This is a genomic window from uncultured Microbacterium sp., assembly GCF_963521695.1.
In the GTDB taxonomy this organism is placed as follows: domain Bacteria; phylum Actinomycetota; class Actinomycetes; order Actinomycetales; family Microbacteriaceae; genus Microbacterium.
In genome coordinates, this window is the sequence record NZ_CAUQWC010000060.1 from 1 (window position 1) to 16,161 (window position 16,161).

The following is a 16,161-nucleotide window of genomic DNA, read 5'->3' on the forward strand; positions in this document are numbered from 1 at the left end:
CGCGCGGCGCGGCCGACACGGTCGGCGGGTTCGTCGTGGAGCGGCTGGGGCGCCTCGCCCGAGCCGGCGACACCGTCGAGGTCGACGGTGCAACGCTGCAGGTGAGCGCCGTCGAGCGCAGACGCGTTGCGGAGTTGCTGGTCACCCGGCATCCCCTCGATGAATCCGGCGCCGACGATGAGCGTGCGGAGGGCGGCTGACGGGAGCCGTCGCGGCAGCCCGTTGGAGCGTGCGAATCGAAGAAAGATTGTGCACAACTAAATTGTGTGCAATACTTTCGTCGTGCCCGCTGTAGATGCCCTCGTGTGTTTCGCGCTGTATGCCGCCAACCGCACCACGACCCAGGCTTACCGCGTGCTCCTGGAGCCCTTCGATCTCACGTACCCGCAGTACATCGCCCTGGTGACCCTGTGGGCCGATGGCGAGCAGACGGTGAAGAGCCTGGGCGAGGCCCTGCAGTTGGACTCCGGCACCCTGTCGCCGATGCTCGCGCGCATGGAAGCCGCGGGCTACGTCACGCGCACCCGTGGTTCCCGCGACGAGCGCATCGTCACCGTCACCCTCACCGAACGCGGCGCAGCGCTGCGTGACGAACTCGCGCACGTGCCGCGGTGTATCGCTGTCGGCTCCGGCTTCGCCGACGCCGACGAAGCTCGCGAGCTCATCGATGCGTTGCACCGTCTCACCGATGCGATGAAAGATCTCCGCGATCACCCCGACGCGGTGCTCGCCTCCGTCGGCGCTCCGCGCCCCTCGGCGTGAGCGCCCCCTCCCCAACCGCCCTTCGAAAGGACACCCCATGGAAGCCCTCTACACCGCCGAAGCCGTCTCGACGGGCCACGGCCGCACCGGCCACGTCACCGCCGGCAGCTACATCGACCTCGAGGTCGCTCCCCCCAAGGAGATGGGCGGCTCGGGTCAGGGCACCAACCCCGAACAGCTCTTCGCCGCCGGTTACGCCGCGTGCTTCCACGGTGCTCTGCACGCGGTGGCCCGTGGACACAAGGTCACGCTCGAGGACTCCTCGGTCGGCGGCCGCGTGCAGATCGGTTCGAACGGTCAGGGCGGCTACCAGCTCGCCGTGCTGCTCGAGGTGGTCCTCCCGGGCATCGACGCCGAGCTCGCCCAGCAGCTCGCCGACGAGGCCCACCAGGTCTGCCCCTACTCCAACGCCACGCGCGGGAACATCGAGGTCACCGTCACGGTCTCCGAGGACTGACCTCCCCTCGACACCGGGGCGGGGTGCTGAGCCCACGAATCGCATCCCGTCCCGGTCGCACCACCCCGACGCCGTCCGCTCTGCGGGCGGCGTCGCTGCATACGTCCCCGGTCAGCGCAGCTGCAACTCGCTCTCGGCCTTGCCGTACGAGCGACGCAGCCACTGGCCGAAACCGGGCTGCGACAGGCACGCAGACGCGTCGTCGCACGTGACGACGGAGTCCTCCGCGGCGTACGTCTGGTACACGTCCACCTTGGCGGCCAGCACATCGCCTTCGATGTTGACCGGCTGATGCTGCGACGGATATCCGATGTAGTACGTGATGGCATCGGCCGGCACCTCGACGGCGGGTGCGACCGCTCGCACCAGCGAGCCGACGCAGGAGTGATCGGGGTGGTCTCCGCGAGCGAACACGCTCTCGTGCGGGATGTTCGTCGTCACGTGATCGGGGCGTCCGGCGTGGATCAGCTCGGCGACGGTGTCGGCCAAGCGGCTCGCGTCGAGAGCCGGCCCGTCGTCGATCGGACGGAGCACCGGCACGGTGCCGTTGATGAGCTGCGTCAGTCCCGCGTCACCCGTACTGGGGAACCCTTTGGCGCTGAGGTTGCCGTCGGGCAGGCGCAGCACGGTGATGGACAGGCGGGCGTCGTCGACGGGCACGAACCGGGTCGCACGGGCTCCGCTCAGCAGGGTGATCTCCCGTGTGTCCCAGGCCGCCGTGCTGCCGCGCATGAGGTCGTAGGCCGCGCGGATGCCGGCCTCCCGCTGCCGCGCGTAGGCGAGTCCGCGCCCCGCGTCCCCGGCCGTGACGAAGACCGTGCGCAGGGTGGCCCCCGATGCGATCACGCCCGCGAGGTGGGGGTTGGCGAAGATGATGTCGTCGTCGGCGTGCGCCCACACGGCGACGGTGGTGTTCTCTCCCGGCTCCTCGAACGCGGGCGACGTCTCGCGCGGCGGTGCGCCCGGCGACGGGACGATCGGGGCGAGCTTCACCCACGCGCCCTCCGGACCGGCGGACCGGCGGATGTCGCGGTACACCAGCGCGCCCCCGCCCAGTGCGGCGAGTCCCCCCACGGCGATCCCCCCGAGAACCAGGGCGCGGCGACTGATGGCGCGACGCCGCCGTCCTGCGCCCTCCGCACCGTCGCCATCGCCGTCGCCATGCGAAGGCTCGTCGATGTCACTCACGGCGACTCCGTCCTGTGATGCGCCCCCCGGCGACGGATTTCGGGTATGTCGCGCCCGTGGACGCCCTTCGACGGTATCGCGCTCGACGCTCCTCCCCGGACGCGACGCCGCGCGCCGCGGGGGTCGGGTGAGTCGATCATCCGACGGGTGCGGGAGCCGACGCGGAGGTCCGCACCCCACGCATCGGTGATCCTCAGCGGGCACCTAAGGTCAGTCGTGACACTCGCCGTATGCAGATCTCCTCACCGCCGCGGTCACTGACGCCCGTAGCTCTCCGCGTTCGCGCGGTGCTCAACGAGTGGGACCCCATCGGCGTTCACCACATCGGTCCTGGTTGGCCCGACGACGAGTACGACGACCTGATCATCCCCGTCCTCGACGCCCTCGGCATCCACCCCTCGGTCGACCATCTGGCGGCCGAGCTCCGCGACGTCGTCGAACACGATTACGGGCTCCCGACGCCCACGGGGTCGCACGACGCGGCGCGCTCGCTCCTCGCGCTCGTCGACTGAGCGCTTGTATTACCCGGCAGTGTCGGGTGGAGCAAGCCCTGCCGAGGTCCCCCAGAGCGTCCTAGTGTGCGGTGCATGGTCGATCTCACCCGCCCGCAGACTCCCGATCCGTACCCGCTCCTGCCCGCCGTGGCCGCGTTCGACGTGACGAGCGACGACCTCGTCGACGGCCGGCCGCTCGACGACGCGCAGGTCGCCGACAAGGGCGACACCTCGCCGCACCTGCGCTGGTCGAACGTCCCCGACGGCACGAGGTCCTTCACGGTGACGTGCTTCGATCCCGATGCCCCCACGCCGAGCGGCTTCTGGCACTGGGTGCTGGTAGACCTTCCCGCAGACACGCGAGAGCTGCCCACCGGTGCCGCCTCGGCGCCGCTCCCCGAGGGCGCCTTCCACGTGCGCAACGACGGTGGCCGGGCCGGCTTCCTCGGCGCTGCTCCCCCGCAGGGCGACCAGCCCCACCGCTACTTCTTCGTCGTGCACGCGGTCGGCGAGGACACTCTGGGCATCGATGCGGATGCCACCCCCGCAGCGGCGTCGTTCGCCCTCGCCTTCACCACCCTGGGCCGAGCCATCGTGCACGGCACCTATCGGCACTGAGGAGCAGTCATGACACAACGCACGGACGGCTTCGACAAGGATCAGACCGTCGCCGGCGTCGAGGAGCGCGTCGCCGCGAGGTTCCCGGGGGCATCACCCGACGTCGTCCACGGCGAGGCCGTCGTCGCCGTGGACCGTTACGCGGACGCGCCCGTGAAGGATTTCGTCGAGATCATCGCCGAGCGCGACGCTCGCGCGGCCGTCGAGGAGACACTCGATCAGGGCTGACCGCGTTCAGCGCAGTTGCAGCTCCGCCTCGGTCTTGGGGTACGAGCGCCGCAACCACTCGCCGAACTTTCGTGTCCCGAGGCACGCGGTGCGATCGGCGCAACGGATCACCTCGTCCTGCTGCGTGTAGATGCGGTAGGTGTCGACTTTCGCGTCCAGCACCGCCCCCTCGAGGTTGCGCGGCAGATCGGCCGACGGGTAGCCCACGAGGTAGCGGATGCCGGGGCTCACCGCCGGGTCTGAGGAGAGGGCCTCGCGTACGACGCTGCCGACGACCGAATGATCGGGGTGGTCACCAGGAGCGAAGGCGCTCCCCCGCGGGATGTGGGTGAGGACGCGTCCGGGTGCGAACCCCGTCGAGAGCTCGCGCACGGTGGCCAGCAGCTGGTCCCGCGATACGGGTGCGCCGCCCGAGATCGGCGAGAGGGCGGGGATGCCGCCGTCGAACAGCTGGCCGAGCGTTGCGAAGCCCGTGTTCGCGAACCCCGCGCCCGTGATGTTGCCGTCGGGCAGGCGGAGGAAGATCACCGAGACGCGCGGGTCGCCCGTCGGGGTCAGGCGGCGCACGTGGGCGCCACTGGTCAGTGTGAGATCAGTGGTGTCCCAGAGTCCCTGCGTCCCTCGCATGTCGTTGTACGCGCGGAGGATGCCGAGTTCGCGCGCTTCGACGTAACGCATCCCCTTGCCCGCGTCGCCGGCGGTCACGAACACCGTCCGGACGCAGTCGCCGGCGCCGATCGCGTCGGAGATGGTCGGGTTCGCGAAAATGATGTCGTCGTCGGGGTGCGCCCAGACGCTCATCACCGTGGTCGCGCCGTCGCATCCCTGAGCCGCCGGCAGGACGGGCGGCTCAGGTGCCGGTGCGGTGGCCGCGCTCGTTGTCGGAGAGGGCGTCGGGGACGCCGTCGGGGTGGGCGCGACCGAGGAGGACGGCGAGGGCGTCGCCGGTGTCGACACCGGTGAAGGGTCCGGCCGTAGGACGGCGAAGGAGAAGATGCCGGCGACCGCCACGGTGACGACCACGGCGATGACGACGGCCGCGATGACGCCGGCCGACCGGCGTCGACGGCGGGCACGTCTCTTACGGACGGAGGCGCGCGACATGGGTGCCCCTTTCACGGACGTCGGACACGGCTGACCCCCGCGGGAGGGGACTCCGCGCCGGTCGAGCCGAGCCGACGCGCGCCCGAGTGTAGGGGAAGTCCGTCGGGAGGAGCGAATGCGTCGCTGCCGACCGCTCACCACGTGCTTCCCGTTCACGTTTCGGGCGTATGAAGACATCCGACGGGTGAATCTGCGGGTGACATTGGCCTGTTAGTGTTCGCGAGGTGGGATCGACGCAGGTCGATCGGGGGGAGGCACAGGTCGTGACAGTGGACCTTCGGGGAAGCGCATCGGTGGCGGGGTCGCACCCGCCGGTCGCCGAGACGACGACAACGCCGCTCACGGCCGATCGTCCCGCTCCGATGTACCGCCGCGATCCGTGGCGTCGCACGTACCGCCGGGCCCTGGTCATCACCGACCTCCTGTCGCTCGCCTGGGTCGTCTACGGCACGCAGCTGCTCTGGTTCGGTCTCGGTAATGCGCAACTGGCCGCACGAAACGACGGGCGGATCACCGACCTGTCCTACTGGGCGTTCTCCGCCATCCTCGTCGTGACCTGGATGTGGGCCCTGGCCTTCGTCGAGTCGCGGAGCGACCGGGTGATCGGCACCGGCTCCGCCGAGTACGTCCGGATCGCCGATGCGAGCTTCCGCCTCTTCGGCACCGTCGCCATCATCGCCTTCCTCACGCAGATCGACATCGCCCGCGGATATCTCCTCATCAGCTTGCCACTGGGCATCGCCGTCCTTCTGTTCACCCGGTGGGTGTGGCGCAAGTGGCTGATCGTGCAGCGGTCCAAGGGGCGCTACTCCGCCAACGTCCTGCTCGTCGGGTCCCTGACCTCGGTCACCCAGCTGGCACGCGAGTTCGCCCGCACGCCCAGCGCGGGTTATCGCGTCGTCGGCGCCTGCGTGCCGAACGGCAAGATCGCCGATGTCATCCCCGGCACGGAGATCCCGGTCATGGGTCACGTGGGAGACGTCTCCCGCGCCCTCGAGGTCACCGGGGCCGATACGGTCGCCGTCACGAGCGCCGACGAGTTGCCCGCCGACAAGGTCAAGCAGATCTCATGGAGCCTCGAAGCCGGGCGCCAGCACCTCGTTCTCGCCCCGAGCATCGTCGACATCGCCGGGCCCCGCCTGCACACGCGTCCGGTCGCCGGTCTCCCCCTCATCCACGTGGAGACCCCGAAGTTCTCCCGGGGCCAGAGCTTCCTCAAGCGCACGGTCGATCTCACCGCCGCGCTGGTGGGGGTGGCACTGTTGAGCCCGCTCCTGGTCTTCCTCATGCTCTCGGTCCGTCTTTCCAGCGACGGTCCGATCTTCTTCCGGCAGACGCGTGTGGGTTTCCGCGGGCGCGAATTCACGATGATCAAGTTCCGATCGATGGTCGTCAACGCCGAGGAGCTGCTCGCCCAGCTCGCCGAGCAGCAGCGCGACTCGGGCAACGAGGTCCTCTTCAAGATGAAGAACGACCCACGAGTGACGCCGATCGGTCGCGTCATGCGCAAGTACAGCCTCGACGAGCTCCCCCAGCTGTTCAATGTGATCGGGGGCTCGATGTCGCTGGTCGGCCCGCGTCCTCCGCTTCCCTCGGAGGTCGCCGTCTACGCCGATCACGTGCACCGGCGCTTCCTGGCCAAGCCGGGCATCACCGGTCTGTGGCAGGTCAGTGGACGCTCGTCGCTGTCCTGGGAGGAATCGGTCCGACTCGACCTGTCCTACGTCGAGAATTGGACCCTGCTCGGCGACTTCGTCATCCTGGGTAGGACCGCTCGTGCCGCTCTCGCGCCGGGCGAGACCGCCGCTTAATACTTCCGTCCCCTCCCACCCCGCGCGCCGGCACCGTCGGCGCGGGGATGACACCTCTCCGAAAGGCTTCCATCGTGCGTCTGTCTGTAGTTGGTTGCGGCTACCTGGGGGCCGTGCACGCCGCGGCCATGGCATCCATCGGTCACGAGGTCGTCGGCATCGACGTCGATGAGCGCAAGATCGCCGTCCTGTCCAAGGGCCAGGCGCCCTTCTTCGAGCCCGGCCTGCAGGAGATCCTCACCGAGGGCATCGCGTCGGGTCGACTGTCGTTCACCACCGACATGGCTGCCGCGCAGGGCGCGAAGGTGCACTTCGTGGGCGTCGGCACACCGCAGCAGGCCGGCGGGCACGCAGCCGACCTCACCTACGTGGATGCCGCCATCGACGGCCTGCTGCCCTACCTCAGCGAGGGCGACATCGTCGCGGGCAAGTCCACGGTCCCCGTCGGCACCGCCGCTCGCCTCGCTCCCCGCGTGGCCGAGCGGGGCGCCACCCTGGTGTGGAACCCCGAGTTCCTCCGCGAGGGTTGGGCCGTGCAGGACACCATCGACCCCGACCGCCTCGTGGCGGGCGTGCCCACCGAGAACGGCGCTCCGACCGCCGAGGGCGAGCGGACGGCGCAGGTGCTGCGCGAGGTCTACCACCCCTCCATCGCCAAGGGCACGCCCTTCATCGTCACCGACTACGCCACGGCCGAGCTGGTGAAGGTGTCGGCGAACGCGTTCCTGGCGACCAAGATCAGCTTCATCAACGCCATCGCCGAGATCGCGGAGGTCACCGGCGCCGACGTCACGACCCTGGCCGATGCCATCGGCCACGACGCCCGCATCGGGCGACGCTTCCTGGGCGCGGGAATCGGTTTCGGCGGCGGGTGCCTGCCCAAGGACATCCGCGCCTTCTCGGCCCGCGCCGAGGAGCTCGGCCGCGGCGAGTCCGTCGCTTTCCTGCGCGAGGTCGACGCCATCAATCTGCGTCGGCGCGATCGTGCCGTCGAGCTCACCACCGACGCGCTCGGCGGCAGCGTGTTCGAGAAGAAGATCGCCGTACTCGGCGCAGCCTTCAAGCCGCACAGTGACGACATCCGCGACTCTCCCGCGCTCGACGTCGCCGTGCGCCTGCACGGTCTGGGTGCCCGCGTCACGCTGACCGACCCCGCCGCGATCGAGAACGCGCGTCGCATCCACCCGCAGCTGACCTACGAGGAGGACCTCGACGCGACCCTGCGCGACGCCGACGCCGTCATCGTCGTGACCGAGTGGGATGAATACCGTCGCGAGCTCTCCCCCGAGCACGCGGCGTCGCTCGCTCGCGGGCTCGTCGTCGTGGACGGCCGCAACTGCCTCGACCCCGCCGCGTGGCGCGCAGCGGGCTGGACCTACTTCGGCATGGGTCGCCCCTGACCGATGCGCCCTCGACGAGACGCCCCGACCGTTCGGTCGGGGCGTCTTGCCTGTGGCGAGCGGGGTGCATCGACAGCCCGTGGCCGAAATCCATGGCCGGAGGACTCTCGGTGGCCGGCAGCATCTCGAGGCCCGTTCGACCGCTGCCTCGCCCGGCGAAAGGATGACGCCGGGCGGCGTGACGAATCGCCGTCTCGACACGTCTCCTAGGTGACGAGCCCCCTCCGCCACCCCGATCGGGGTGGAGACGGCGAACGGGACCCCCTCGTCCGAACGGAGGATGCCATGCGCAACAAGATCATCCTGGTCGGCGCCGTCGCGCTGATCGCCTATGTGGTGGGCACCCGCACCTCGAGGGTCCAGGTGAAGAACCGGGAGTCGGTGGGACATCAGGTGGTCCGCCTGTGGAACGACCCCCGTGCCCGCAAGCGCCGCCACAAGGCCGCGAAGAAGGCCGCGGCGGCGGCGGAGAAGCGCGCGAAGAAGACGTTCCGCGACCTGCGCCACTGAGGCGGGTCTGAGCGAGGGTGCGCGCGCTGCGCGCACCCTGTGGATAGCCTCCGAGGGCTTCCGCATGCGCATGTCAAGATGTGCATGTCACACCGAGGAGACCCATGGACATCATCCCGATCCCCCTTTCCGTCTGCGGGGCCGGCGACGTCGACGACCTCGTCGACGATGCCGCCGGCTTCGCCCCGCACTGCCCTCGATGCATGCGCACCTGCGAGCCCTGGCAGGCGGGCCGTGCCCTGGCGTGGCGGTGTCCGGACTGCGCACTCGCCGTGATCGGCTGACCGCGGCGGCTACGCTGACCCCGTGGTCGCCAGCATCCTCATCTCGATCTCCGCCGTCGTCTCGGCCGTGCTCGTCGGCTTCGTCGCGCGCCGCATCATCGGCACGGCGGTGGGGTGGCCGCGGAGTATCGTGGTCGGTCTTCTCGTGTTCGTGCTGGGAGTGCCGTCGGCGGCGTGGACCCTGAGACAGACGGGTCTGGCGGCGGCGGGAGACACGATCCCCGCCCAAGACGTCTGGCTGTGGGTGGGGCTCGTCGCCCTCTCACTCGCCTGGGTCTTCGCCCTCGGCGTCGCGGCGCTGGTCGCGAGCGAGGCCATCTTCCCCACGCGTGCACTACCCAATCCCATCGACCTGGTCCGCGCGGCGCTGCGTCAGCGCAAGCGCACGCGTCGCTACCTCGAGATCCTCACCATCGCCTCGCGACACGGCGTGGGCTGGCTCTTCCACGGCGGTCGCTCCCGGGTCGAAGAGCAGCTGAGCACGTCCGAGGAGCGCGCGAACGCCATCGTGGCGACGATCAACGACGCAGGAGTCAGCTTCGTCAAGCTCGGCCAGGTGCTCTCCACCCGCCGTGACCTCGTGCCCGAGCCCTACCTCAGCGCGTTGGCGACCCTGCAGACGAACGCCACGACGCTGCCGTGGTCCACGGTGCGCCAGGTCATCGAGGCGGACCTCGGAGCCTCGATCGACGAGGTCTTCGCCGATGTGGACCCCACTCCCCTCGCCGCAGCATCCGTCGCCCAAGTTCATCGGGCGCGCCTTCTGGACGGCACTCGCGTGGTCGTGAAGGTGCAGCGCCCCGCGGCGCGCTCCCAGGTCGAAGCGGATGCCGACATCATCGGCCGCCTGGCGCACCGGGCCGAGGCGCGCACCCGTGTCGGGCGCGACCTGCGGCTGGAGGCCGTCGCACGCGGCTTCACCGCCACCCTGCTCGAGGAGCTCGACTACCGCATCGAAGCACGTAACACATCGATGATCGGAGCGACCCTCGACGAGATCGACCGCGCAGAACCCGGCCGTCGCGGTGTGGTCACCGCGCCCCGTGTCTTCCCGGCCGCGTCGCATCAGCGGGTGCTGACGATGGAGCTCGTCGACGGCGCGGCACTGAGCGACTCCGCCGACCGACTGTCGGCGATGGATGCCACGCAACGAGACCGTCTCGCGCAGGTGCTGATGTCGACGGTGATCGAACAGATCCTCGTGTACGGCGTCTTCCACGCCGATCTGCACCCGGGCAACGTGCTCCTGCGTGACGACGGGACCCTCGGGATGATCGACTTCGGCGCCGTCGGAATCATCGAACGCAGTCGGCGCCAGCAGTTGACCGCCCTGCTGCTGGCGGCACTCAGCGAGAACGACGTCGCCGCCGCCGATGCGCTGCTGCTCATCGTCGATGTCCCCGACGATCTCGACTTCGATGCCTTCCGCCACGACGTGGGTGTCGTCCTCACGACCGAGCACTTGCGCACGACCGGACATGGATCGATCTTCACGCGCATGGTCGACGTGATCCGACAGCACCGCATCGCCCTTCCGGGCGAGCTGGCCTCGGCGTTCCGCAGCTTCGCCACCCTCGAGGGATGCCTGCGGGTACTCGTCGACGACTTCGACATGGCCGGTCGTGCCCTGCCGCTGATGCCCACGTTGCTGCGGCGCACCCTGTCGCTCTCGCGGATGGCGACCGACCTCCAGGCGCAATCCGTGATCGCCCTCGCGCGTCTCGAGCAGGTCCCCCGTCGACTCGACGCCCTCCTCACCGGAGCGGAGAAGGGCTCGATCGGCATCACCCTGCGCGGACAGGACGGCTCCGACGTCAGCGGCATCCTGGCGCGCGCGACCGGCGAGATCGCATCGACGCTCGTCTCCATCGCCGCGGTGGTCATCGCCGTCGTCCTGGTCATCGCGGGCGGGGGTCCCGTCCTGGGCGGGTCGATCACCCTCTTCGCCGTCCTCGGCGCCGTCGTCGGACTCTTCGGCTTCCTCGGGTTGCTCAGAATCGTGCGCCGCGGCTTCACCCGTCGCGACTGAACCGCGTCCGGTATGGCGACGGCGCGGGCACTGCTTACGGTGTGTCGTGCCTACCGTCGCCTCGCCCTCCGAAGACCGTCGAACCGCCACGACGGTCGCCCGGCTCGGGATCGTCGCCGCGGCGGTCTACCTCGTCGTCCTCGCGGTCGTCCTTCTGTGGCCCGACCATCTCGACCGTCACGCGGACCTGGTCTTCCGCCTCGCGTTCCGACTCTTCCCCTCCGCCAACGGGCGGGAGGTGGACTTCGGCTTGAACGTGCTGCTCTTCCTTCCGTTCGGCAGCCTCCTCGCGCCCCTCGTGCCGCGGCACGCCTGGGCGGTGCTGGTCACCGCCTGGGTCGTTCCGACTCTCGTCGAGATCGCCCAGGGACTCCTCCTGCCGGCCCGCGTCAGCAGCATCTTCGACGTCGTCGCCAACGCCGCGGGCAGCCTCACGGCGGCTCTGCTCGTCGCCAGCGTGCGCGGGTGGCTCAACCGGTGGCTCACCCGCCGGCGAGTCTGACGCCACCCGCTCACCGTCGCTCTCGGTCACCTTCCGCACGTCGGCTCCGATCTCGCGCAGGATGCGTCGGGGATGCAGCTGCCGCGGATCGTATTCGCGCCAATCGGGGGCCATATCGTCGAGGTCGCGAGTGACCTGGGCTCTGCCCTGCTGGTAGAGCGCGTGCACGCGTCCGACCATCCGCGGGACCTTCCGGCGCCATTCGATGAGGCGCGCGGGTCCCACGATCAGCCCTATGAGGACGCCGACGAAGATGAGCTTGTCGAATTCGATGCCGAACATCTCAACCCCTCCGCGCCGCGCGGCGACTCGACGGCACACCATGGCGGGTCCGATACTCGCGGCGTGTCCCGGCAACGCTCTGCGATGGCTCGGCCGGGGATCCGAGTGCGGGTAATCCCGCCAGGGCCCCCAGGATCGTCGACACGGCCTGGGTTGCCTGGCGCTCGAACTCCGTCCAGACATGCTGCGGCCTGCCGACGGGATCGATGACGTCGTCGACCTCGTCCGCCGTCACCCGCCCGGCCAGACGCGCCCTCGACGCCGCCCGGACGAGTCCGGTCCAATCGGACGCGGCATCTTGCACGGCCTCGTCATCGAGGAGACGCGCGAACTCTCGAACGGTGAACACGCTCGAGAGGAGATCGGGGCGCAGATCGAGCACCACCCTGCGATGGGCGCGTTCCGCACACAACACCGTGTCGCCGGTCGCGAGGACGCCGTCGTCGAGCCGACGCGTGCGATGAGTGGAGAGATCGAGCCCGTAGGTGCGCCCGAGGTCGATGACCTCGGGCGCCGCCTCGTCGCCCGGCCGGGCCGCCGTACCGGCGCTCTCGACCCTGAGATGGTCGTCGGTCATCGCCGCCAGGCGTGACGAGATGAGCCCGGCGACGAAGGGCGAACGGATCATGTTGGCCGTACAGACGACGACGATGCGATTGCCCACCACGGTTACCTCTCCCGACAGCGCGACCCCCTCCGTGCGACGGTCGCCTCAGCGCCCAGTCAAACCGATGCCCCATCGGCCACCGTCCGTGGGCGATCGACACTCGCTCCTGCTCCACGGGGTGATATGCCGGAGGTCGACGGGCGAGGTTGCGGTCGTCTTCGACGGATGCCCGTGCGTCCGGCCGAACATGGGAATTTGACCCCCACACGAAAGGTCGTCATGGGCATCTTCGGGAACGCATTCTCCGGTTGGCACCTCCTCCTCATCCTCGCCGTCGTCCTGCTCCTGTTCGGCGCTGCGAAGCTCCCCGGACTGGCCAAGAGCGTCGGCGAGTCGGTGCGCATCCTCCGCTCCGAGACCAAAGACGCCGCGTCAACGGGTGAAGACGAGCCCACCGCACCCGCAGACCCGGACCGTACCCGGCCCGGGTCGTCGACCACGACGTGACGCGGGCGCAGAGGGCTCGCCGTCCGCGCGAGCGGCGTCCCACAGATGGGACAGGAGGGGCCATGCCCCTCCTGTCCCATCTGTCTGAGTTGAAAAAACGCCTGGCGGTCGCCGCTATCGCCATCGTGATCGGCGGGGTGGTCGGCTTCGCTCTGTCAGACGCCCTCATCGCGGCCGCCGCAGACCCGCTCTCCCATGTGCACGGCCCCTCGATGACGGGGCTCAACTTCACCCGTATCGGCGAAGCATTCGATCTGCGGTTCAAGATCGCCATGACCGTCGGTATCGTGCTCGCATCGCCGGTGTGGATCGCTCAGACCTGGGCGTTCCTCGTACCCGGGCTCACGTCGCGCGAACGACGCACCGGCGTGACCTTCGTCGGCCTGGCCGTGCCGTTGTTCCTCGGGGGTGCCTACTTCGGCTGGATGATCGTGCCGCAGATCGTCGAGCTCCTGGCCGGGTTCGCCCCCTCGGGCTCGACGACCATGCTCACCGCGAGCCAGTACTTCGATTTCCTTCTCAAGCTCGTGGTCGGTGTCGGTTTGGCCTTCGTCTCGCCGTTGGCGATCATCGCCCTCAACGCGGTCGGCGTCCTGAGCGCCCGCAGCGTCGTGCGGGGCTGGCGCGTCGCGCTCGTCGTGATCGTCGTCTTCTCTGCGGCTGTGACTCCCCCAGCCGACCTGATGAGCATGGGGATCATCGCGCTGCCGCTGTGCGTGCTCTACGTCGGCGCGGCGGCGTGGACGTGGGTGCACGACCGACGAGCAGCGCGTCGCTCCCGTTCCTCGGAGTGAGCTGCGCGGAGCCGGCTCAGCGCTCGTCGCCGTCGAGACCGAGGACCCCGCCGTGCGCGATCAGGTCGCCCAGCCGGCGCAGCAGGAGCGGCGCGCTGTCACGGGTCAGCGCCAGCGATGCGCCGATCCCCGTCTCGATGACGATCCAGGTCTCGGACTCCCCCGCGCGGCGAAGCACGCCGAGCTCGAGCTCAGTCTCTCGTCCGGGACCGCGCGCCTCCGCCCTGCGGGCCCTCACCGTCAGTGCGACGCCCGCGCTGCGGTGATCTTCGTCGTCGGGGTGCACCGTGGCGCCGTGTTCGGTGACGCACCACCGGTGAATACACCGCACGCGGTCGACGCCGTCGGTGGAGAGTCCCTCGTTCATGCCTGACACCTTTCTCGCGGGGTCGTCGTACGCGACGACGACCCGAACATCGGTGGGCACGTAAGAAGTGAACAACCAACCTCCGACATCGCGGTCAGTGCGCGGGAGGAAGCCCCTGCGGGGGAGTCGGTATCAGCTCTCGAAGCGGCACGCCCAGCACGTCGGCGAGCGCCACGAGCGTGCGCAGTCTCGGGTTCGCCGCCGTACCGGGGTTCGACTCGCCCTTCTCCAACTTCCGATAGGTGAAGGTCGCGAGACCTGCGGCATGGGCCACCTGCTCCTGCGACATCCGCTTCTCGGCTCGGGCGCGCAGCATCCGGGCACCGAGCTCGCGCGCGAAGTCGTTCCAGGGGTCGGGCTCGTCGCTCATCGGTCCAGCTTGCAGGCCCACCCACTCTCACATGAACATGTAAACATTCCTCACCGACGCCACGACCCCATCGCACGTCGCCCCCGCCTGAGGTGAGGGGTCGCCACAGGCGGGTGAGGGCGGGGGCGATCGTGTCCGCACGCCGCTCGCCCGCGGTCCACGCGGGTGTTCCGAGAAGCCGGTCACCTGACGGCGAAAAGCCGTCGCGCGATGCTTCACCCCGTCCCCGCGGTCATCCCGATCCGAAAGACCCGGGCGGAGCGATGAGAGAGTGCCCGCGCCCACCGCTGCGTCCAACCCCGGACGCCGGTCTCGTGAACATCCGACGGGCATCGACCACGGAGCACACATGAGCACATCCGTCTCACTCATCGATTCACCTGAGCAGTCGAGAAGCGTCACCCCCCACCCCCGCCCCCGCGCATCTCCCTGGCAGCGTCGGTACGCGCGATGGGTGACCGTCGTGGACGCCGTCGTCGTGACGGCGGTCACTCTCGGCACCCAGGTCCTGTGGCTCGGCCCGCACCCCGTCGCTGTCGCCTCTTCGCCGTTCACGTACTCGACCGTCTCGGTCGGACTCACCATCGCGTGGATGGCTGCGCTGTCGCTCTGGGGTACCCGCCAAGCCCGCGTGGTCGGGTACGGCGTCGCCGAGTACCGGCTCGTCGTCGGCGCGTCCGTGCAGTTGTTCGGGTTGGTGGCCATCGTCGCGTACCTGACGGGTGCGGAACTGTCCCGCGGGTACTTCCTCATCGGGCTCCCGCTCGGCTCCATCGCGCTGATCGTCGGCAGGCTCCTGTGTCGGAGCGCGCTGGCTCGCAGGAGGCGAGGCGGCTCGATGAGTGCGCGGGTGGTGCTCATCGGCAGCGCGGAGGAGAACGCGCGGGTAGCCACCGAGCTCGCTCGTCAGCCGTCGGCGGGACTCCACGTCGTCGGTGTCCACACCCTCGACCGCGCCGAGTTCGGCTCGACGTGGTCGGAGGAGCAGGCCCGCCACCTGCGCCGAAGGCTCGACGACCTCGACGCCGACAGCGTCCTCGTCTCCGGCGGCGCCGTGGTCGACGCGCACGACATCCGCCGGATCGGTTGGAGCCTCGACCCGGGCCGGCAGCACCTCATCGTCGCCGTCAACCTCACGGACGTTGCCGGACCCCGACTGCACACCCGTCCCGTCGCGGGGCTCCCGCTGGTGCACATCGAGACCCCGCAGTACTCGATGACGCAACGCGTCCTGAAGCGCGCCTTCGACATCGTGGGGGCGGGTGTGCTCGTGGTCCTCCTGGCGCCGATCTTCGCCGCGCTGGCCGTCCTCGTGCGCGCATCCGGCCCCGGGCCGATCCTCTATCGCCAGGAGCGCGTCGGTCAGGGCGGCAGTCGGTTCGGCATGCTGAAGTTCCGTTCCATGGTGGACGGCGCCGATTCCCGGTTGCAACAGCTGCTCAGCGAGCAGGGGCGGGACGGCACCCCCCTGTTCAAAGTGGAGAACGACCCCCGGATCACGCCCGTCGGACGGTGGCTCCGCAAGTTCTCGCTCGACGAGCTGCCGCAGCTGTTCAACGTCCTGGGAGGTCAGATGAGCCTCGTCGGTCCCCGTCCGCAGCGTGAAGCCGAGGTGGAGTTCTACGACGACGACGCCCACCGCCGCCTCATCGTTCGTCCGGGGATGAGCGGACTGTGGCAGGTCAGCGGTCGATCGGCCCTGGCCTGGGACGACGCCATCCGTCTCGACCTCTTCTACGTCGAGAACTGGTCGCTCGTGGGCGACATCGTCATTCTGCTCCGCACCTTCAAGGCGGTGCTGGCCCCGGGCGGCACCGCGCACTGAGCACGAAGAAGGCGCCGGCGCG

Annotated in this window: 20 protein-coding genes; 15 read left to right on the top strand and 5 right to left on the bottom strand. The window is 69.7% G+C overall.

What is annotated here, in order from left to right:
• The 3 genes from RWP81_RS06535 to RWP81_RS06545 form a co-directional block, all read left to right on the top strand.
• A partial coding sequence (locus RWP81_RS06535; RefSeq protein WP_314453798.1) for a transporter associated domain-containing protein occupies positions 1–200 on the top strand: 200 nt, incomplete at its 5' end.
• An 82-nt stretch (positions 201–282) separates the two neighbouring features.
• Positions 283–762 (top strand): MarR family winged helix-turn-helix transcriptional regulator, encoded by a 480-nt coding sequence (locus RWP81_RS06540; RefSeq protein ID WP_314453801.1) that lies wholly within the window; start codon positions 283–285, stop codon positions 760–762.
• Between the two features lie 37 nt (positions 763–799).
• Complete coding sequence (locus RWP81_RS06545) at positions 800–1,219, top strand: organic hydroperoxide resistance protein (RefSeq protein WP_055959174.1); 420 nt, start codon at positions 800–802, stop codon at positions 1,217–1,219.
• A 111-nt stretch (positions 1,220–1,330) separates the two neighbouring features.
• Here RWP81_RS06545 and RWP81_RS06550 read toward each other — a convergent pair whose 3' ends face one another.
• The gene (locus RWP81_RS06550) at positions 1,331–2,407 is read right to left on the bottom strand and encodes a PIG-L family deacetylase (RefSeq protein ID WP_314453805.1); all 1,077 of its coding nucleotides are present in this window, start codon (positions 2,405–2,407) and stop codon (positions 1,331–1,333) included.
• 230 nt (positions 2,408–2,637) lie between these two features.
• On the opposite strand from RWP81_RS06550, the gene RWP81_RS06555 reads away from it, so the two are divergent.
• The 3 genes from RWP81_RS06555 to RWP81_RS06565 all read left to right on the top strand — a co-directional run bounded on the left by RWP81_RS06555 (position 2,638) and on the right by RWP81_RS06565 (position 3,747).
• Positions 2,638–2,919: a hypothetical protein gene (locus RWP81_RS06555; RefSeq protein ID WP_314453808.1), complete on the top strand. Its 282-nt coding sequence runs from the start codon at positions 2,638–2,640 to the stop codon at positions 2,917–2,919.
• Between the two features lie 75 nt (positions 2,920–2,994).
• Positions 2,995–3,519 (top strand): YbhB/YbcL family Raf kinase inhibitor-like protein, encoded by a 525-nt coding sequence (locus RWP81_RS06560; protein WP_314453811.1) that lies wholly within the window; start codon positions 2,995–2,997, stop codon positions 3,517–3,519.
• Between the two features lie 9 nt (positions 3,520–3,528).
• Positions 3,529–3,747 carry a three-helix bundle dimerization domain-containing protein gene (locus tag RWP81_RS06565; protein WP_314453814.1) on the top strand — a complete coding sequence of 73 codons (219 nt, stop codon included), beginning with the start codon at positions 3,529–3,531 and terminating at the stop codon, positions 3,745–3,747.
• Between the two features lie 6 nt (positions 3,748–3,753).
• Here RWP81_RS06565 and RWP81_RS06570 read toward each other — a convergent pair whose 3' ends face one another.
• Positions 3,754–4,851 (bottom strand): PIG-L family deacetylase, encoded by a 1,098-nt coding sequence (locus tag RWP81_RS06570; protein ID WP_314453817.1) that lies wholly within the window; start codon positions 4,849–4,851, stop codon positions 3,754–3,756.
• A gap of 362 nt (positions 4,852–5,213) precedes the next feature.
• On the opposite strand from RWP81_RS06570, the gene RWP81_RS06575 reads away from it, so the two are divergent.
• The 6 genes from RWP81_RS06575 (at position 5,214) to RWP81_RS06600 (ending at position 11,387) form a co-directional block, all read left to right on the top strand.
• Positions 5,214–6,662 carry a sugar transferase gene (locus RWP81_RS06575; RefSeq protein ID WP_399540559.1) on the top strand — a complete coding sequence of 483 codons (1,449 nt, stop codon included), beginning with the start codon at positions 5,214–5,216 and terminating at the stop codon, positions 6,660–6,662.
• Positions 6,663–6,736: 74 nt separating this feature from the next.
• A complete protein-coding gene (locus RWP81_RS06580) occupies positions 6,737–8,062 on the top strand; it encodes a UDP-glucose/GDP-mannose dehydrogenase family protein (RefSeq protein ID WP_314453822.1) in 1,326 nt (441 codons plus the stop codon).
• A 285-nt stretch (positions 8,063–8,347) separates the two neighbouring features.
• On the top strand, positions 8,348–8,572 hold the full coding sequence (locus tag RWP81_RS06585) for a hypothetical protein (RefSeq protein WP_055959202.1): 225 nt from the start codon (positions 8,348–8,350) through the stop codon (positions 8,570–8,572).
• A 104-nt stretch (positions 8,573–8,676) separates the two neighbouring features.
• Positions 8,677–8,856 carry a hypothetical protein gene (locus RWP81_RS06590; RefSeq protein WP_314453825.1) on the top strand — a complete coding sequence of 60 codons (180 nt, stop codon included), beginning with the start codon at positions 8,677–8,679 and terminating at the stop codon, positions 8,854–8,856.
• Between the two features lie 22 nt (positions 8,857–8,878).
• The gene (locus RWP81_RS06595; protein ID WP_314453827.1) at positions 8,879–10,885 is read left to right on the top strand and encodes an AarF/UbiB family protein; all 2,007 of its coding nucleotides are present in this window, start codon (positions 8,879–8,881) and stop codon (positions 10,883–10,885) included.
• Between the two features lie 46 nt (positions 10,886–10,931).
• Positions 10,932–11,387 (top strand): VanZ family protein, encoded by a 456-nt coding sequence (locus tag RWP81_RS06600; protein ID WP_314453830.1) that lies wholly within the window; start codon positions 10,932–10,934, stop codon positions 11,385–11,387.
• 283 nt (positions 11,388–11,670) lie between these two features.
• Here RWP81_RS06600 and RWP81_RS06605 read toward each other — a convergent pair whose 3' ends face one another.
• On the bottom strand, positions 11,671–12,333 hold the full coding sequence (locus RWP81_RS06605) for a hypothetical protein (protein WP_314453833.1): 663 nt from the start codon (positions 12,331–12,333) through the stop codon (positions 11,671–11,673).
• Between the two features lie 198 nt (positions 12,334–12,531).
• Here RWP81_RS06605 and tatA point away from each other — a divergent pair, with 198 nt between their 5' ends.
• Positions 12,532–12,783, top strand: coding sequence for a twin-arginine translocase TatA/TatE family subunit (gene tatA, locus RWP81_RS06610; RefSeq protein WP_399540558.1), 252 nt, complete (start codon positions 12,532–12,534; stop codon positions 12,781–12,783).
• A gap of 62 nt (positions 12,784–12,845) precedes the next feature.
• Positions 12,846–13,577 (top strand): twin-arginine translocase subunit TatC, encoded by a 732-nt coding sequence (gene tatC / locus RWP81_RS06615; protein ID WP_314453836.1) that lies wholly within the window; start codon positions 12,846–12,848, stop codon positions 13,575–13,577.
• Positions 13,578–13,593: 16 nt separating this feature from the next.
• Here the strand turns inward: tatC and RWP81_RS06620 are convergent, their stop codons facing one another.
• On the bottom strand, positions 13,594–14,004 hold the full coding sequence (locus tag RWP81_RS06620) for a hypothetical protein (RefSeq protein ID WP_314453839.1): 411 nt from the start codon (positions 14,002–14,004) through the stop codon (positions 13,594–13,596).
• Between the two features lie 34 nt (positions 14,005–14,038).
• Positions 14,039–14,314 (bottom strand): helix-turn-helix domain-containing protein, encoded by a 276-nt coding sequence (locus RWP81_RS06625; protein WP_055959222.1) that lies wholly within the window; start codon positions 14,312–14,314, stop codon positions 14,039–14,041.
• A gap of 454 nt (positions 14,315–14,768) precedes the next feature.
• Here RWP81_RS06625 and RWP81_RS06630 point away from each other — a divergent pair, with 454 nt between their 5' ends.
• Positions 14,769–16,139: a sugar transferase gene (locus RWP81_RS06630; protein ID WP_314453844.1), complete on the top strand. Its 1,371-nt coding sequence runs from the start codon at positions 14,769–14,771 to the stop codon at positions 16,137–16,139.
• Positions 16,140–16,161 lie beyond the last annotated feature (22 nt).

Excerpts from the sequence above, each read along its gene's own strand:
- tatC (WP_314453836.1), top strand. The coding sequence starts at position 12,846 with ATGCCCCTCCTGTCCCATCTGTCTGAGTTGAAAAAACGCCTGGCGGTC.
- RWP81_RS06560 (WP_314453811.1), top strand. The coding sequence starts at position 2,995 with ATGGTCGATCTCACCCGCCCGCAGACTCCCGATCCGTACCCGCTCCTG.
- RWP81_RS06565 (WP_314453814.1), top strand. The coding sequence starts at position 3,529 with ATGACACAACGCACGGACGGCTTCGACAAGGATCAGACCGTCGCCGGC.
- RWP81_RS06545 (WP_055959174.1), top strand. The coding sequence starts at position 800 with ATGGAAGCCCTCTACACCGCCGAAGCCGTCTCGACGGGCCACGGCCGC.
- RWP81_RS06590 (WP_314453825.1), top strand. The coding sequence starts at position 8,677 with ATGGACATCATCCCGATCCCCCTTTCCGTCTGCGGGGCCGGCGACGTC.
- RWP81_RS06625 (WP_055959222.1), bottom strand. The coding sequence starts at position 14,314 with ATGAGCGACGAGCCCGACCCCTGGAACGACTTCGCGCGCGAGCTCGGT.
- RWP81_RS06570 (WP_314453817.1), bottom strand. The coding sequence starts at position 4,851 with ATGTCGCGCGCCTCCGTCCGTAAGAGACGTGCCCGCCGTCGACGCCGG.
- RWP81_RS06585 (WP_055959202.1), top strand. The coding sequence starts at position 8,348 with ATGCGCAACAAGATCATCCTGGTCGGCGCCGTCGCGCTGATCGCCTAT.
- RWP81_RS06575 (WP_399540559.1), top strand. The coding sequence starts at position 5,214 with ATGTACCGCCGCGATCCGTGGCGTCGCACGTACCGCCGGGCCCTGGTC.
- RWP81_RS06555 (WP_314453808.1), top strand. The coding sequence starts at position 2,638 with ATGCAGATCTCCTCACCGCCGCGGTCACTGACGCCCGTAGCTCTCCGC.